The sequence below is a fragment of the Chitinibacter sp. GC72 genome (assembly GCF_009760905.1).
Taxonomy (GTDB): domain Bacteria; phylum Pseudomonadota; class Gammaproteobacteria; order Burkholderiales; family Chitinibacteraceae; genus Chitinibacter.
Map to the genome: position 1 here is coordinate 344,239 of NZ_VIRW01000001.1, position 16,084 is coordinate 360,322.

Here is a 16,084-nt window from a genome sequence, read left to right on the forward strand (position 1 = left end):
AAATTAATTAATAAGGGGTATTACCTTCAAAAGCTTGCTAGCAATGAATCACATGGCAATACCCACTAGCATTTTTGCCATCACCCCAGCGCCATCAGGCTGGCATTACCGCCTGCGGCGGCCGTATTGATGCTGACGGATCGCTCGGCGATCAGGCGGCTTAGCTCATAATCGCGGCCCTGTTCCAGCATCTGGCTGGACCAACCCTGAGCCTGAATAATGGCGCCGTCCCTGCTGGCCAGAGTTTGATTCAAGGCCAGCAAACCAGCGGCGTCTCCTTCAAACAGCACGGCGTCGAATGGCTGCTCTTGAGCCTGCTGGCGATCAAGCACACGGATGCGGGGCAGCAGAGACGCAGGGATCAGCTTGAGCAGCTCACGCACGGCGGGTACATCGGCGAAAATCGCCTGATTGCCGCTGGAGAGCACAGCAGTCCATTGCGCCAATGCGCCCGTGAGCGACTCGCACAGACACAGCACCATGCCGCGTGGCAGCATGAAATAGCGGTTCTGTTCGCCGGTCGGGCCAGGTAAATCCAGATAATCAGCCTGTTTCAGCTGGGCCAGATAGCGTGCGCAGCGTTGTGCTGCACCGCCGTACACGGGCAAGATTGCTTCACGAAACGCCGCCAGATCGGCCAGCGTGCTGGCCGAAGCCAGCACCGGCGCTTCAATCCGTCGTGCCAGCAAGCGTTGCAGATACAGCGGGCCACCGGCTTTGGGGCCGGTGCCCGATAGCCCTTCGCCACCAAAGGGCTGTACGCCGACCACGGCGCCGATCACATTGCGGTTCACATAAATATTGCCCACATGCACACGGCTCAGCACATGCGCGATGGTTTCGTCGATCCGGCTATGCAGACCAAAGGTCAGGCCATAGCCCGTGGCCCTGATCTGTGCGAGCATGTCGTCCAGCTGCTCGCGCTGATACCGGATCACATGCAGCACCGGGCCGAATACTTCGCGTTTCAATTCGGATAAATGGCCGATTTCGATCAATGTCGGGGCGACAAAAGTACCGTTGCGGCATGCCTCGGGCAAGGGCAGCGAAAAAGTTTGCGCAGGGTTGAGCTGCATGATGTGTTGCAGAATTTGCGCCTGCGCATCTCGATCAATCACCGGCCCCACATCGCTGGCCAACACGGCCGGGTTGCCGATTTGCAATTGCAGCATCGCGCCTTTGAGCATGTCCAGTACATGATCGGCGATCTCGCTTTGCAAGCACAGCACGCGCAATGCCGAACAGCGCTGCCCTGCCGAATCAAAGGCTGACATGATCACATCGCCAACCACCTGCTCGGCCAGCGCAGATGAATCGACAATCATGCAGTTTTGCCCGCCAGTTTCGGCGATCAGGGGAATCGCGCGGCCTTCCTCATCCAGCCTTTGCGCAAACACTTTGGCCAGAATGCGCGCCACTTCGGTCGAGCCGGTAAACATCACGCCTTTGCAGCGCGAGTCGGCAATCAGCGCCGCGCCGACGGTTTCGCCCTGCCCCGGTAGCAATTGCAAAGCATCGGCAGGAATGCCCGCCTGATGCAAAATACGCACCGCTTCGGCGGCGATCAACGGCGTTTGTTCGGCCGGTTTGGCAAGCACCGGATTACCAGCCGCCAGCGCGGCGGCCAGTTGGCCGACAAAAATTGCCAGCGGAAAATTCCACGGGCTGATGCAGACCACAGGCCCAAGCCCCTGATGCGTTTCGACCCGGAAATCCTTACCGATTTGCGCAGCGTAATAGCGCAGAAAATCAACGGCTTCGCGCACTTCGGCAATCGAATTGGGCAGCGATTTGCCCGCCTCGCGCACCAGCAAGCCCAGCAGCACCGGCATCCGCGCTTCAAGCAAATCAGCCGCCCGATTCAGGCAGGCCGCGCGCACGGCAATGGCAGCACTAGGCCAGCCAGATTGAACGGCATGGGTATAGGCCTGCAGGACATCATCAGTGTTAGCTTCAAGCACATACCCCACTATATCGCTATGATCGGCAGGGTTAAGCACCTGCTGCGCCAGTGTGAGCGCAGCCTCTATATCGACGATTGGTCGATCTGCCAGCATGGCGGCCGAACGCCACGCCATGCCGGCACTTTCCTGCAATGCGCTAGCCAGCCTGGCCAGTTGCTGCTCATTGGATAAATCCAGCCCGCGCGAATTGCTGCGATCGTCGCCGAATAATTGTCCGGGCAAGCCAATCTGCGCATGGGGCGAATACAGCGGCGTAATCGCGCGCGCCTGGGTAAACGGATCAGCGCTCAGCTCGGTCACGGGTACTTGTTCATCGGCAATACGGTTCACAAACGAGCTGTTGGCGCCATTTTCCAGCAAGCGCCGCACCAGATAGGCGAGCAGGGTTTTATGGCTGCCAACCGGCGCATAGATCCGGCATGGGCGGGAGAGCTTGCTCACCGCCTCTTCATACAATGGCTCCCCCATCCCGTGCAGGCACTGGAACTCATACTGGCCGGGGTAATAAGCGGCCTCGCCGCCCGCCATATGATAGATACTCGCCAGCGTCTGGGCATTGTGCGTGGCAAATTGCGGGTAAATCTCCACCGGCGCGGCGAGTAGTTTGCCAGCGCACACCTGGTAAGCCACATCGGTGTAGATTTTGCGCGTGTACACCGGGTAGTCGTCCAGCCCGTCAAGCTGGGCACGCTTGATTTCGCTGTCCCAGTACGCGCCTTTGACCAGACGGATCATCAAGCGATGCTGGCTGCGGCGAGCCAGATCAATCAGATAATCGAGCACCAGCGGCGCACGCTTCTGATAAGCCTGAACGACAAAGCCAATGCCGTTCCAGCCTTTGAGTTCAGCGTCAAAACACATCGCTTCAAGCAGATCGAGCGAGATCTCCAGCCGGTCGGCTTCTTCCGCGTCGATATTCAGACCAATATCATAATCACGCGCCAGACGCGCCAGACTGAGCAGCCGTGGCAATAATTCGCGCATCACGCGCTCGTGTTTGGCACGCGAATAACGCGGGTGCAGTGCGGATAATTTGATGGAAATGCCCGGGCCTTCATAAATGCCACGCCCGTTGGCCGCCTTGCCGATCGCATGTATCGCCATCTCATAAGCGGCGTAATAGCGCTGCGCATCGTCTTCGGTCATCGCTGCTTCGCCCAGCATATCGTAGGAATAGCGAAAACCTTTGGGTTCAAATTTGCGGCTGTGCCTGAGCGCATCGGCGATGGTTTCACCGCAGACAAACTGCTCGCCCATCATGCGCATCGCCATATCCATGGCCTTGCGAATCAAGGGCTCGCCACCTTGCGCAACCAGACGGGTCAAGGCGGCTCCCAGCGATTTCTCATCATGAACGCTGACCAGCTTGCCGGTGAGCATCAGCCCCCAGCTTACGGCATTGACAAACAGCGACTCGGATTGCCCCAGATAGTTCGACCAGTCGCCACCGCTGAGCTTGTCACGAATCAGATTATCGCGTGTAGCGGCGTCCGGAATGCGCAGCAAGGCTTCGGCCAAACACATCAGCGCAACGCCTTCCTGACTTGATAATGAAAACTGCTGGATCAGCCCTTCTACACCGCCGCTTTTCTTGCTGCGCAAGGCCAGCACCAATTGCTGCGCCAGCGCGCAGATTTGCTCAGCCTGAGCGGCATCCGGCTGCAGCTCGGAGGAGAGCAAATCACGAATGCAATCGGCTTCCTTGCGGCGATACGCCGCCGTAATCGCCGCTCGCAAGCCGGACTGCTGCGCGATGGAGTCCGCAAACTGGATAAAATGCGATTCGTAATGCGTTGAAGTCTGGGTCATTTCGGCACATCTCGGCAGGGGCAAATTGGAATGGGGCAGCGTGGCGGCAATCCAGGGCGGTCAATATCGGCCCGGTCACCTTGAAAATCGCTGTCAGTACGTAGCAAACCGGCTGGAAAATCTTGCTGTATCGTATTATGTAGTCGGCAAAAATAAACTACGAATTTTCCCCTACAGGAAACCCGCGAGCCAAGACAGCTCAAAGCGCATTCGGCCAGCGCCTGTGCGCTAAGGGATTTATGCGTGCAGCACAAAATCTGCCGTAGTTCCAGCGACAAAAGCACAGGGCAAAATCAGGCCATCGTGGTGGAACAAAAGCGTTTTATGGCGGTCTTTCCCACTCTTTTCACCGTATAATCGCCGACACAAATCATTCTTATTACTTCAAAGTAAAGACGCCCGACATGCCTCGTTTAGCCATCACCAGCAGCCTGATCGCTGCCGTTTTCAGCAGCGCCATCCTTTTGAGCCCAGCCGCCCACGCCTTTGTGCCGCCTGTTCCCGAGATTGCAGCCAAATCCTATTACCTGTACGACAAGCAAAGCGGCCAGATTCTGGCCTCGCGTGATCCGGATATGCGCGTTGAGCCCGCATCGCTGACCAAACTGATGACGGCCTATCTGACGTTCAAAATGGTCAAGGAAGGCAAGCTCAAACTGGAGCAGACTTTGCTGGTGTCGGAAAAAGGCTGGAAAACCGAAGGCTCGCGGATGTATCTCGACCCCAAAGTGCCTGCCACAGTGGACGATCTGATCAAAGGCATGATCGTGCAATCGGGCAACGATGCCTGCGTGACGCTGGCCGAAGCAATTGCTGGCAGCGAAGAAGTGTTTGCCCAGATGATGAATGCCGAAGCCAAGCGCCTGGGGCTGAAAGACTCGAATTTTACCAATTCAACCGGCTTGCCCGATCCGGCCTTGCATGTCACCACCAGCGATCTGGCGCGCCTGGCCAATGCCATCATCAATGATTTTCCCGAGTTTTATCACATCTACTCGATCAAGGAATTCAAGTACAACAATATCAGCCAGCCTAACCGCAACTTGCTGCTCTACCGTGATCCGTTTGTCGATGGCATGAAAACCGGCCACACCAATAGCGCCGGCTACAATCTAGTTGCATCGACCAAACGCGACAATCGTCGCCTGATTTCGGTGGTAGTGGGCACCGCCAGCCCGGAAGTGCGTGCCGCTGAGTCATCAAAGCTACTCAACTGGGGCACGCAATTTTTTGAAACCCCTAAGCTCTACGCTGCCAAACAAGCGGTACAGCAAGTACCGGTATGGAAAGGTAAAGACGCGCAAGTGGGCGTCGGGTTTATGAATGACCAATTTATCACCATACCCAAGGGTGACGCTGCCAAGCTAAAAATCGACTTGACCACGCAGCAGCCACTGATTGCGCCAATCAAAGTTGGCCAGCAAGTCGGTACGATGAAGATCTCTCTTGATGGCAAAGTGCTGAGCGAGCGGCCAGTCGTGGCGGTATCGGCGGTTGAAGAAGCCAGCATTTTTGGCCGTGCCTGGGATACCATTCGCCTGTGGTGGAAAGGCCTATTTAGCTAAGCGAGGCATTAGCAATAAAAAAATCCCCAGTCTGTTGACTGGGGATTTTTTATCTTGATGAATTAAAAGCGACGATTGCTGATCTTGAAAATCCGCATCATCGGCATTGCGGTTTGCGGGCCAAACCAGCGATTAAAAATCGTTACGGCTTCACCACTATTTTCCATTTCGACCAAGGCTTGATTAATCGCCTCTTGCAGCTTTTTCTCGCCTTTTTGCATCCCCACCGCAATGGTTTTTACTTCCAGTGCAAACTCACTGATTTCATATTGCGAACGCTGTGCTGCAGGCATTCTGGCCAAAAAAGCCGAAAGTACCGGACCATCAGCGGCTACGCCTGCTACGCTGCCAGATTGCAGTGCCTTAACCATCTCGGGCTTATCTTCAAACTCGACCAAGGGTGTATTGGGCAAGTTTTTCTTCATTTTTTTCGAGGTACTCGATGTTGCAGTCACGGCAATGGCAGCACCAGCTAGATCGGCTTCGGACTTAAAGCGCCCTTTTTTAGCCATAATGCGATCATCGGTCACAAAATAACCCACGCTAAAATCCACCTCGCGCTCACGCTCAGCTGTACGGGTTAAGTCTGCCACCACAATATCCACCGTGTCATTTTTAATATGTGGAATCCGCTCATCCGATTCGACAATTTTAAACACTGGCTTTACATTCAAACGCTTGGCAATTCCGAGCGCAAAATCAATATCGTAGCCTTTGAGAGAACGGGTTTTGGTATCCATCATTGAAAACGGCGGTGAAGAATCTTTCACCCCGATCACAATTTCACCTTTTTTCTGAATGGCTTCGAGCGAAGTGGCCTGCGCCACTGAAGCAACAATGGTCAATACAAGTGCAGCGATAGAACGCATCAATACGACTCCAGCAAACTTAATTCAAACGTGGAAAAAATTACTGCGGTAAGGGCAAAATGGGATGTGTACCTTGTTTGGCTGCGCTTGCAGCCGGATAGAAAAACACGCCATTGATGTCTTTGCCAAATGCATACGTTTTTTTCAATTGGGCAAAATTGGCCAGCATGGCGGCATCGCTCGGCGCATGGATAAAACCTTGTTTGAGACCCGCAGCACTTAAAGCGCCCTCCAGCGAATTGGGATCAATGCTCACAGGCTGCTCGCCGGTATCCCAGTAGCGGCTCACTTGCCCGCCCAGTGGTGATAATTTGACGCTATACAGTTGCGGCCCCAATTGCGATTGCAAATGCCAGCCCATGGTGTGTATGGCCTGCGTTGTCTCAGGATTCGTGCCCGATACGGCGGCAATCCCGTGGGATGAATGAGTCCAGATAATGACCTTTTTGTCTTTCAGCGGCTGATTGAGCAGCCATTGCACATTGTCGGCCATCGCGGTATCGCGATAATCATAGTTTTTATCATCGCGATGCTGCTGGCGAATCACATTGGCCGAAATACCCCGCACTTGGCGACACCACCAGCCGGCATTGTCGCGCATCGCATTGCTGCTAGCAGCCTCCTGACACAGCTCGCTTTCCAGCTGCGACGAGATTTTATTGAATTGCGCCAAATCAGCGCCCTGACTATTGAGTGAAATCGCTTTTTTGGCGACTTCAACGTAGGCTGGCCAAGCGGCATCGCTCAGCGCTGGCGAATTACCCTGCTGCAGATAGCTTTCCAAGGCCGGGATCAATTCATTAATCGACGTAGTGCCGGCCAGCGGAATATCCAAGCCATGCAATTGCAAAGGCCGATCCGTTTTGCGCACGCTATCGGCGTATTGCAGCACCTTGCGGCTGGCATCGGTTTGCGAGTACATATAAAACACTCGACCCGGTGCTAGCTCGGTCAGACTGGCGTCTTTTTCAGTCGCGCTGCGCCACATGGCTTCCACATCAAACATCGCGCTTTCAATCAGCAAGGCATCAAAGCCTTTTTCTTGGTGCAAATATTGCACCAAGCGATTCATTAATTCGAACGCATTGGCATCGGCGTAGCTGTCTTCATTAAGGATCAGCACCCGCGCATCGCCAATTGCCGCGCCAAACGCTAACAGATCCTGCGTATCCGTCGCCTGCGCAACATCGAGCGCCGTAAGCGGCTGGGCATTGGCCTTGAGCCAGTCTTGCGCTGCGCTCAATGCAGCTTGCACCGACACCGCAGTACCACTGGCCGTTTGCGCCGTTTCTGTTTGATCACCACACCCCACCAAGGCCAAGCCTAGCATCATCCCTAGCGCATATCGACGCATCGCATTTCCCTAGCTAGCAGACAAAAGATGAACAGCATAATGCAAAATATGAATTTTTATGCCGCGAAAATTACAAAAATTATAATTATGAGCAACAACTGTTAGCTGCTTCACTGTGCTGGATCAGCATTCATACCATTCCAGCAGCACAGCAGCGGCAATGCCCATACATCAGGCAGTATTGCTCTGAAGCTAACAATATTTCTAGATTACAGAGCAATACCCTTAGATCACCCAGCTGGCCAACAGCGTTTTCTGGCTCAGCAAATAGCCCAGCGCGACAATGCACAACATCGCACTGGCTAAAAAGCCAACGCGAAAGGTGGTTTTCTGCGTTTTATGCCGCAAGGTTTGCTGCGCCAACCAGGCTCCCGGCCAGCCACCGCACAGGCTCACCAGATGCAAATTGGCCTCGGGAACGCGCCAACCGCCTTGGGTGGCCTGACGTTTATCCAGCCAGTACATCAGAAACACCAGCGCACTACTACCCGCACTCATCGCTAGCAATAGCCAGCGCGCCGACGAGCTCAGCAGCATCAGCACAAACAGCGGCAACAGGCCATACATCAAATAATCGATCAGATCTTTGTTCGCCCCGCTCGCTGCTGCAGGTTTGCCGCCTTTTTTCGGCGCCACATTAATTGCCTGCACGCGCCCTTTGGCATCGCTGCCCGCCTCAAACCACAGCATATCACCCGCTTTCGGGCGGAAATACCCGGCGCGTTTCAGCGCACTGATATGCACAAAGACCCGCTCGCCCGCTGCCGACTGAATAAATCCAAAGCCTTTACCACCATTCCACTGCACCAGCTTGCCCTGCTTCATATTCTGCCTTTGCCCAATAAAAAGGGACGACAAGCTGTCGCCCCTAGGTGATTACGGTTCAAAACGAAAGTTCAGCGTGGCTGATCACTCAGCCAATCAGGCCGAATACACGACCTTGCCTTTGACTATCGTTTTGGCCACTTTGCCGATCATTTCATGACCAATAAATGGCGTGTTTTTACCTTGCGATTTCAGTTTGTCCGGAATCACATACCAGCTCGCTTGCGGGTTAAACAGCAGCAAATCGGCGCGGTTGCCCACCGCCAGGCCAGCGTCAAAGCCCAGCGCTTTCGCTGGCGTTGAGCTGATCTTGGCCAAGGCCTGCGGCAAGGGGATTTTGTTGGCGCGCGCCCACGCTAGCGTAAGTGGCAGCAGCAATTCCAGCCCCGTTGCCCCGCGCTCGGCCTGCGCAAATGGCAGCAATTTGCCATCATCATCCACTGGTGCGTGATCCGAACAAATCATATCAATCGTACCATCGTTCAGCGCCGCGACAATCGCGTCGCGATCGGCCACCGAGCGCAGTGGCGGATCGAAGCGGTACTGGCTATCAAAGAAACCAATATCGAGATCAACCAGATGAATATGGTTGATACTCACATCGCAAGTGAGCTTCAAGCCTTCACGTTTCGCCGCGCGAATCAGCTCCAGACCGGCCGCGCTCGATACGCGCGCCAGATGCACTTTACAACCGGTGGCACGCATCAACTGAGTAATCTGTGCAATCGCAATCGTTTCGGCAACGACTGGAATACCGGTCAAGCCAAGACGCGAAGCGTATGGGCCATCGTGCGCCACGCCATCATTCACCAGCGAGGCCTCTTCGGGGCGCAGGCGCAATTCAAAGCCAAAATTTGCGGCGTATTGCATGGCGCGGTATAGCACTTGCAGGTCAGCAATCGGCACATCGCCTTGCGAGAACGCCACGCAGCCCGCTTCATGCAACTGCGCCATTTCGGTAATCTCAACGCCTTTTAAGCCGCGCGTTAAAGCGCCAACCGGATACACCCGAGCCAGATCAAGCGTTTTACTGCGCTGGCGCAGCATCGTCACCAAACCCACTTCGTCGAGCACCGGATCGGTATCGGGCGTACACACCACGCTCGAAATCCCACCTGCCACCGCCGCCGCCATTTCGGATGCCAGCGTTGCTTTGTATTCCTGGCCCGGCTCGCGCAGGCGCGCGGCAAAATCAACCAGACCCGGCGCAACGACCAGGCCGCTCGCATCAATCACTTCATCAGCAACAAAACCGGCTGGCGCGCTACCGACGCCAACAATTTTGCCTTCAGCGATAAACAAATCGCCGGCATGTTCGGTACCCGCCAATGGATCAACCAGCTGGCCGTTTTTGATATGGATATTCTTCATAATCACAGTAGCCCTTTCTGATTCGCAGTCACAATGCTCAATACCGCCATGCGCACGGCAATACCAAAAGTCACCTGCGGCAAGATCACCGCCTGATCGCCATCGGCGACCGCCGAATCAATCTCGACACCACGATTCATCGGCCCCGGGTGCATCACAATCGCGTCGGGCTTGGCGAGCGCGAGTTTTTCTGGCGTCAGGCCGTAATATTTGAAAAACTCCTGCGTACTGGGCAGGTAAGCCCCCGCCATGCGCTCGTTCTGCAAGCGCAACATTGCCACCACATCCACGTCTTTCAGGCCTTCGGCCATATCGTGATAGACATGCACGCCGAGTTGCTCAACGCCGGTGGGCAGCAAGGTTTTTGGCGCAATCACGCGAATATCAGGGCAACCCAAAGTCGACAGCGCATGAATTTGCGAGCGCGCCACGCGGCTGTGCAGTACATCGCCGACAATCGCAATGCGCAAATTGGTGAAATCGCCTTTGTAATGGCGAATCGTGAACATATCTAGCATCGCCTGCGTCGGGTGCGCATGGCGGCCGTCACCGGCGTTCACCACCGCAATACCTGGCTTGACATGCTTGGCAATCAAATGCGCCGCGCCCGATTCCGAGTGGCGCACGACAAACAGATTCGCGCCCATCGCTTCCAGATTGTGGACGGTATCGAGCAGCGTTTCGCCCTTGGCGGTGCTCGAGGCCTGAATATTCAGGCTGGAGACATCCGCCGACAGACGCTTGGCGGCGATTTCAAACGTCGTGCGCGTGCGCGTCGAGTTTTCAAAAAACAGATTGAACACCGACGTTCCGGCCAGATCGGCGAACTTTTGATTGACTAATTCGCCACCGGAAACAAACTCAGCGGCTTTATCCAGAATCTGGTGCAAGACGCGGCGCGGCAGACCTTCGGTTGTCAACAGGTGAATCAGCTCACCTTGGGCATTTAACTGCGGGTTATACATGGCATCCTCACTGGGCACTACTGCACTTCAATTCAAGAGGGTATTGCTCTGCAGATAATGTTAAGATTGATCTGCATAGCAATACCCTTTACTAATTCACAATACCGCTACCATCGAAGTAGGCTTGCAGGATCTGCATTGCCGCCACCTGATCGAGCGCCGGTTTCTGCTTGCGCCCGCGTACGCCGATTTCGTTCAAGGCCTGCGTTGCACCGGCACTACTCAAACGCTCGTCAACCAAATGCACGGGCAAACTAAACCGCCCGGTCAGGCGGTTGGCAAATTTGCGCGCCAAGCGGCTCATCTCATGCTCGGCACCATCCAGATACGACGGCAAGCCGACGACCAAGCTGGAGGGCTGCCATTCCTTGATCAAGGCCTCGATACGGGCAAATTTTTTGTCATTTTCTTCAAACGCAATCGTTTCCAGCGGATGCGCAATACCCAATTCAGTCGAGCCCATCGCCACGCCGATCCTCACTTCACCAAAATCAAAACCTAAAATCGTGCTCATAGGAGAACGTCCAAAGTAGAACGAAATTGGGAGCGATTTGCGTCGCGAGCCAGTGCTAGGCGCGAAGTAGCAGCGCAGAGCCCGGAATGGGCTAATGCCCATGAGGAGGTCGAGCAGCGCACGACAAAGTCTAGCGCTGGCGTAGTAGCAAAGCGCCCCAATTTCATGCGTGGCCTGCGTCTTTGGATAGCATCGCTACGTCAATGCCCAGCAGCGCCAGCGCTGCCTCATAGCGCTCGTCCGACGGCACTTCAAACAGGATTTTCATATCATCCATCGGCACTGTGAGCCAGGAATTCTCAGCGATTTCTTTTTCCAGCTGCCCCGCTTCCCAACCGGCAAAGCCCAGCGCAACAAACATCTGCGCAGGGCCGCCACCTTCGCCCACCGCGCTTAAAATATCGCGCGACGTCGTTAGCCCCAGCGAATCGCTGACCGCCAGCGAGGCCTGCCAGCTGCCCAGCGGCGAGTGCAGAATAAAACCGCGATCAGTCTGCACTGGGCCGCCAAAATGCACCGGCAAATCCGCCACATCGGGCCGATGCAGCTCGACTTCGATTTGCTCGAACAAGGTTTGCAGATTCATTCCCAGCGGGCGATTCAAAATCACCCCCATTGCCCCGGCAGCGGTATGCTCGCAAATCAAAATCAGCGAACGCGCAAAAATCGGGTCGGCTAAACTGGGCATCGCCACCAGAAAGTGACGCGAGAGATTCATTTCAGCGGTATTTTCCATAGCCGCAATTATCGCATAGCTTTTGCGCCGCTGCTGAGGCGAAACCAAATTGCCATCGCAACGGCGATTTGGCCACAGCAGTCATGAACAGGCTTTATATACCCATCATGTATATCCCTACAAAGCACACTTAAAAACAGCTATGAGATATACCTATAGGCAATACAAGCTAACTGCGCCGCAAAGCACCTAAATCAGATTGCAAAATATACCGTTTCGCCAAACGACGAACGATGAGCGCTGCCAGCAATGAATCACTAAACCCCAAAGCAGAACAAAAACAGTAGCAAGATCACATGCCATTTTGGCAGCGTGACAGTTTGCTTGAACTTGATTTGGAAGCTCGCCATTCGGATTCGGTCATTTTTTGGGCATTGAACGCACAGCGGCTACGCTAGCGTACAATACGCTACCATTCGGTATTGATTGAACAAGAGAACCCCATGACCGCGACAAAGACCACCGCCATCGTCTGGCTACGCCGTGATTTGCGTATTTTTGATAACGCCGCGCTGTATACCGCACTGAAAAATGCCGATCAGGTGGTGCTGGCGTTTGTGTTTGATACGACGATTTTGGCGGGACTGCCCAAGCAGGATCGTCGGGTTGAGTTTATCTGGGAAGCATTGAAAGACATTAAAACTGCGCTGCGTCAGTACAACACCGACATCGTGATTCGTCACGGCGACCCGCTCGTTGAGATCCCCGCTTTGGCCGAGCAATATGCTGCCAGTGCCGTTTATTGCAATCGCGATTACGAGCCAGCGGCGATTAAACGGGATGGGTATGTGGCTGCAGCCCTTAAAGAACAAGGCCGCTACTTCAATACCTATAAAGATCAAGTCATCTTTGAGCAGGATGAAGTGCTGACACAATCGGGCACGATGTATAGCGTGTTCTCGCCGTACAAGCGCGCGTGGCTCAATAAACTCGACAGCAAGGCAATGAAATCTTGGCCGGTGAATAAATTTATTCACAAATTGATGCCGTTAAAGGCCCAGTATTTTCCTTCGCTCAAAGAGCTGGGTTTTGCCAAAACCAATTTGTCCGAATTGAAAATCCCGCTCGGCATGGCCGGTGGCGAGAAGCTGTTTGAAGACTTTAAAAACCGCATTGATGATTACAAGGAAGCGCGCGATTTTCCGGCAGTAAAAGGCGTTTCCTATCTATCGGTGCATTTGCGCTTTGGTACGGTGTCGATCCGCGAGCTGGTGAATTACGCTTTTCACCACGGCGGCGCAGGGGCAGAAACTTGGCTATCTGAGCTAATCTGGCGCGAGTTTTATCAGCAAATCCTGTGGCATCGTCCCGATGTGGTCGAGCATGCGTTCAAGCCCGAATACGATGCGCTGCCCTTCCCTAATCACCCTGAATTGTTTGACGCCTGGTGTCGCGGTGAGACGGGCTATCCGCTGGTTGACGCGGCGATGCGCCAGCTGAACCAAACCGGCTATATGCACAATCGCCTGCGCATGGTGGTGGCGAGTTTCCTGGTGAAAGATTTGCTAATCGATTGGCGCTGGGGCGAGCAATATTTTGCCGAGAATCTGCTTGATTTTGATCTGGCGGCCAATAATGGCGGCTGGCAATGGGCAGCATCAACCGGTTGTGATGCACAGCCCTACTTCCGCATTTTCAATCCGGTATCGCAATCGGAAAAATTTGATCCGCAAGGCAAATTTATCCGCCGGTATTGCCCTGAGCTGGCTGATTTGCCCAATGAGGCCATCCACGCGCCATGGGAAGCGAAGGCCAGTACGCGCCGTTCGGCCAACTTCCTGCAAGACACGGATTATTTCCCGCCCATTGTCGATCACGCCGAACAACGTGAAGCCGCATTAGCGCTGTTCAAGCAGGCCAAAGGTGATGCAGCAATCAAGGAGAAATAACAACATCGGTATGGATTGAAGTGCGGCAGCAGGCGCATTTTGGCCTAATATGTCCAGATAGGCGTCCGCGGTGGATGCTCAATCTGGACTTGAATTCATGCCTGAAATAATTGCTCTGATTGCCCCACAAAACATCATGCCCGCATTTGCCGACTCTCTTGGCATCCTGGGCGCGCACGAGCACCATGTTGCCATGATGCATTCATCAGGTAGCAACACCCAAATCCAGCGCTTTACCCTGCAAACCCCCGTCCAGAAAATTCATTTTCAGGAATCAAGCCGCTGGCTGCTGGCTGCGCTGTCCAATAGTGGGGCAATTACGCCCTATCTGTATAAGGAGCGCATTCTGGTTTGCGCATTGGGGGCTTGCAATAACCATCAGCAACTAGCCAGTGAATTGCAACTGCTTCTCAGCTGCAGCCTGGCTAATCTGATCGCGGCACTACTGGATCGGGCCCTGCAAGCAGGACATACATTCAGCGCAGCGCTAAAGCAACTGGAAGGCAAATTTGATGGCGATGTCGGCCTGATTGCCCAATACACCCCGGACGCGCAATATTTCTACGCGCTTAATCTGGGTGTTCCGCTCTTTTTGGGGCTGGAATCCGGTCTTGGACAGATTTGCAGCAGCAGTGCCAAGTTAATCCGCCTCCGTGCCAATCCGGTACACGAAATTAGCCATGGCGAAGTCGTGCGCTTTGGCTTGAATGCCCCAGCCCTGTGCCACAGCAATGGTGACTCCAGCCCTCTACTGATGTCGGCCAGCAAGACACTAAGCGTACCCCATCATATGCTGGCAGAAATTCAGAGTCAGCCTGTTACGCTGGCCGCACAGGTTGACAAATACAAAGCCGAGCAGGTTTTTCCCAAGCCACTCTTGGCCAAACTGGCCGGCATTCACAGCGTAACTCTGCTGGCCAGTGGCTCCAGTTTCCATGCAGCGATGATTGCCAGCTACTGGTTTGAAACCCTGGCCGGACTGAAAACCCAGGTCGAGCTCGCCAGCGAATACCGCTATCGCGACATTCATCCTGATAGCCACGAACTGGTAATCGCCATCTCGCAATCAGGCGAGACGGCAGATACGGTAGAAGCTTTGCGCCTGGCGCAACAGAAAGGTCACCCAGAAACAATTGCACTCTGCAATGCCGCCGACAGCACACTGACCACACTCACCGACCACACCTTGCTCACCAACAGTGGCGCAGAATTATCAGTTAGCTCAACCAAATCATTCACGGCACAATTACTACTGCTCTACCAGTTGGCACTAACGCTTGGAAAAACCCGCAAAACACTTAGCGCAGAGCAAATCGCCCGCGCCGAGCAGGAAATGTACAATCTGGCCAAGGTGATCCACGCAACACTGGATCACAACAAAGAGCTGCGACGCTGGGCTGGTGAGCTGCATAGCAAGCAAAATCTCTTTGTCATCGGTCGGCATGCCATGTACCCCGTTGCGCTGGAAGGAGCCTTCAAATTCAAGGAAGTCGCCTATCAGCACGCCACCGGCTTTGCCGCCGGCGAACTTAAGCATGGCCCGATTACCTTGGTAAACGACGATCTGCCGGTGATCGCCTGCTTGCCATGGAATGCCCATGCCGAACGCATGCTGAGCAATCTGCACGAAATCCGGGCCAATCGGGGCGAGATCTTTGTGCTTTCCGACGGAAATCTGGCGTCCAGCGACAAGTTTAATGTCATCCATATGCCATCAGGCCTGCATGATCTGGCACCGATTGTATACAGCGTTGCCTTGCAACTACTTGCTTATCACAGCGCGGTGCTGCGCGGCAATACCATTGACAGCCCCCGAAATCTGGCAAAATCACAGATCACAGCTTGAGAAAACAATCTAGGCGCAGATGCCGACTTTGAAGCAGGGGTAAAGTCACTCCCAGCTTCAAGTAGGTATTTGCCTGCAGCCCAGACCTGAATTAGCCTACCGCCACATACCCAGCCGACGCTTTGCCGATCTCGCAGACAGCAAAAAGCCCAGCTCTTTCGAACTGGGCTTCTTTACTTAGGGTAGTCTGGCAATGACCTACTTTCACACGGGCAATCCGCACTATCATCGGCGCTGAGGCGTTTCACTGTCCTGTTCGGGATGGGAAGGAGTGGGACCACCTCGCTATGGTCACCAGACAAAACTGGGGGAGTTGCTGTCTTTTCAAACAACAACTCGAAATAGAAGAAGTAATATCATCAGCAAGTCGTTTTGAC

The 16,084-nt window shown here is 54.3% G+C and carries 11 protein-coding genes and 1 rRNA gene; 3 read left to right on the forward strand and 9 right to left on the reverse strand.

Features of this window, described 5'->3' with window-relative positions; all coding sequences use genetic code 11:
- Positions 1-80: 80 nt before the first annotated feature.
- Positions 81-3,773 carry a trifunctional transcriptional regulator/proline dehydrogenase/L-glutamate gamma-semialdehyde dehydrogenase gene (gene putA, locus FLS37_RS01615; protein WP_157314162.1) on the reverse strand — a complete coding sequence of 1,231 codons (3,693 nt, stop codon included), beginning with the start codon at positions 3,771-3,773 and terminating at the stop codon, positions 81-83.
- A 404-nt stretch (positions 3,774-4,177) separates the two neighbouring features.
- On the opposite strand from putA, the gene FLS37_RS01620 reads away from it, so the two are divergent.
- Positions 4,178-5,338, forward strand: a complete 1,161-nt coding sequence (locus FLS37_RS01620; protein WP_157314163.1) for a D-alanyl-D-alanine carboxypeptidase family protein — start codon at positions 4,178-4,180, stop codon at positions 5,336-5,338.
- 62 nt (positions 5,339-5,400) lie between these two features.
- On the opposite strand, the gene FLS37_RS01625 is transcribed toward FLS37_RS01620, so the two are convergent.
- The 7 genes from FLS37_RS01625 to FLS37_RS01655 all read right to left on the reverse strand — a co-directional run bounded on the left by FLS37_RS01625 (position 5,401) and on the right by FLS37_RS01655 (position 11,972).
- Positions 5,401-6,207: a transporter substrate-binding domain-containing protein gene (locus FLS37_RS01625; RefSeq protein ID WP_157314164.1), complete on the reverse strand. Its 807-nt coding sequence runs from the start codon at positions 6,205-6,207 to the stop codon at positions 5,401-5,403.
- A gap of 40 nt (positions 6,208-6,247) precedes the next feature.
- On the reverse strand, positions 6,248-7,561 hold the full coding sequence (locus FLS37_RS01630; RefSeq protein WP_157314165.1) for an erythromycin esterase family protein: 1,314 nt from the start codon (positions 7,559-7,561) through the stop codon (positions 6,248-6,250).
- A 225-nt stretch (positions 7,562-7,786) separates the two neighbouring features.
- Positions 7,787-8,419 carry a cold shock and DUF1294 domain-containing protein gene (locus tag FLS37_RS01635; RefSeq protein ID WP_157314166.1) on the reverse strand — a complete coding sequence of 211 codons (633 nt, stop codon included), beginning with the start codon at positions 8,417-8,419 and terminating at the stop codon, positions 7,787-7,789.
- A 63-nt stretch (positions 8,420-8,482) separates the two neighbouring features.
- The gene (locus FLS37_RS01640; protein ID WP_157314167.1) at positions 8,483-9,757 is read right to left on the reverse strand and encodes a dihydroorotase; all 1,275 of its coding nucleotides are present in this window, start codon (positions 9,755-9,757) and stop codon (positions 8,483-8,485) included.
- 2 nt (positions 9,758-9,759) lie between these two features.
- On the reverse strand, positions 9,760-10,722 hold the full coding sequence (locus FLS37_RS01645; protein WP_157314168.1) for an aspartate carbamoyltransferase catalytic subunit: 963 nt from the start codon (positions 10,720-10,722) through the stop codon (positions 9,760-9,762).
- A gap of 91 nt (positions 10,723-10,813) precedes the next feature.
- Positions 10,814-11,236, reverse strand: coding sequence for a Holliday junction resolvase RuvX (gene ruvX, locus FLS37_RS01650; RefSeq protein WP_157314169.1), 423 nt, complete (start codon positions 11,234-11,236; stop codon positions 10,814-10,816).
- 163 nt (positions 11,237-11,399) lie between these two features.
- Positions 11,400-11,972, reverse strand: coding sequence for a YqgE/AlgH family protein (locus FLS37_RS01655; RefSeq protein WP_157314170.1), 573 nt, complete (start codon positions 11,970-11,972; stop codon positions 11,400-11,402).
- Positions 11,973-12,415: 443 nt separating this feature from the next.
- On the opposite strand from FLS37_RS01655, the gene FLS37_RS01660 reads away from it, so the two are divergent.
- Together FLS37_RS01660 and FLS37_RS01665 are read left to right on the forward strand one after the other, a co-directional pair.
- Positions 12,416-13,861: a deoxyribodipyrimidine photo-lyase gene (locus tag FLS37_RS01660; protein WP_157314171.1), complete on the forward strand. Its 1,446-nt coding sequence runs from the start codon at positions 12,416-12,418 to the stop codon at positions 13,859-13,861.
- 97 nt (positions 13,862-13,958) lie between these two features.
- Positions 13,959-15,707 carry an isomerizing glutamine--fructose-6-phosphate transaminase gene (locus tag FLS37_RS01665; protein WP_157314172.1) on the forward strand — a complete coding sequence of 583 codons (1,749 nt, stop codon included), beginning with the start codon at positions 13,959-13,961 and terminating at the stop codon, positions 15,705-15,707.
- A gap of 185 nt (positions 15,708-15,892) precedes the next feature.
- Here FLS37_RS01665 and rrf read toward each other — a convergent pair.
- Positions 15,893-16,006: ribosomal RNA gene (gene rrf, locus FLS37_RS01670) — 5S ribosomal RNA — on the reverse strand.
- Positions 16,007-16,084 lie beyond the last annotated feature (78 nt).

Coding starts and splice junctions, on each gene's coding strand:
- ruvX (WP_157314169.1), bottom strand. CDS start 11,236: ATGAGCACGATTTTAGGTTTTGATTTTGGTGAAGTGAGGATCGGCGTG.
- FLS37_RS01625 (WP_157314164.1), bottom strand. CDS start 6,207: ATGCGTTCTATCGCTGCACTTGTATTGACCATTGTTGCTTCAGTGGCG.
- FLS37_RS01640 (WP_157314167.1), bottom strand. CDS start 9,757: ATGAAGAATATCCATATCAAAAACGGCCAGCTGGTTGATCCATTGGCG.
- FLS37_RS01655 (WP_157314170.1), bottom strand. CDS start 11,972: ATGGAAAATACCGCTGAAATGAATCTCTCGCGTCACTTTCTGGTGGCG.
- FLS37_RS01620 (WP_157314163.1), top strand. CDS start 4,178: ATGCCTCGTTTAGCCATCACCAGCAGCCTGATCGCTGCCGTTTTCAGC.
- FLS37_RS01645 (WP_157314168.1), bottom strand. CDS start 10,722: ATGTATAACCCGCAGTTAAATGCCCAAGGTGAGCTGATTCACCTGTTG.
- FLS37_RS01665 (WP_157314172.1), top strand. CDS start 13,959: ATGCCTGAAATAATTGCTCTGATTGCCCCACAAAACATCATGCCCGCA.
- putA (WP_157314162.1), bottom strand. CDS start 3,773: ATGACCCAGACTTCAACGCATTACGAATCGCATTTTATCCAGTTTGCG.
- FLS37_RS01660 (WP_157314171.1), top strand. CDS start 12,416: ATGACCGCGACAAAGACCACCGCCATCGTCTGGCTACGCCGTGATTTG.
- FLS37_RS01630 (WP_157314165.1), bottom strand. CDS start 7,561: ATGCGTCGATATGCGCTAGGGATGATGCTAGGCTTGGCCTTGGTGGGG.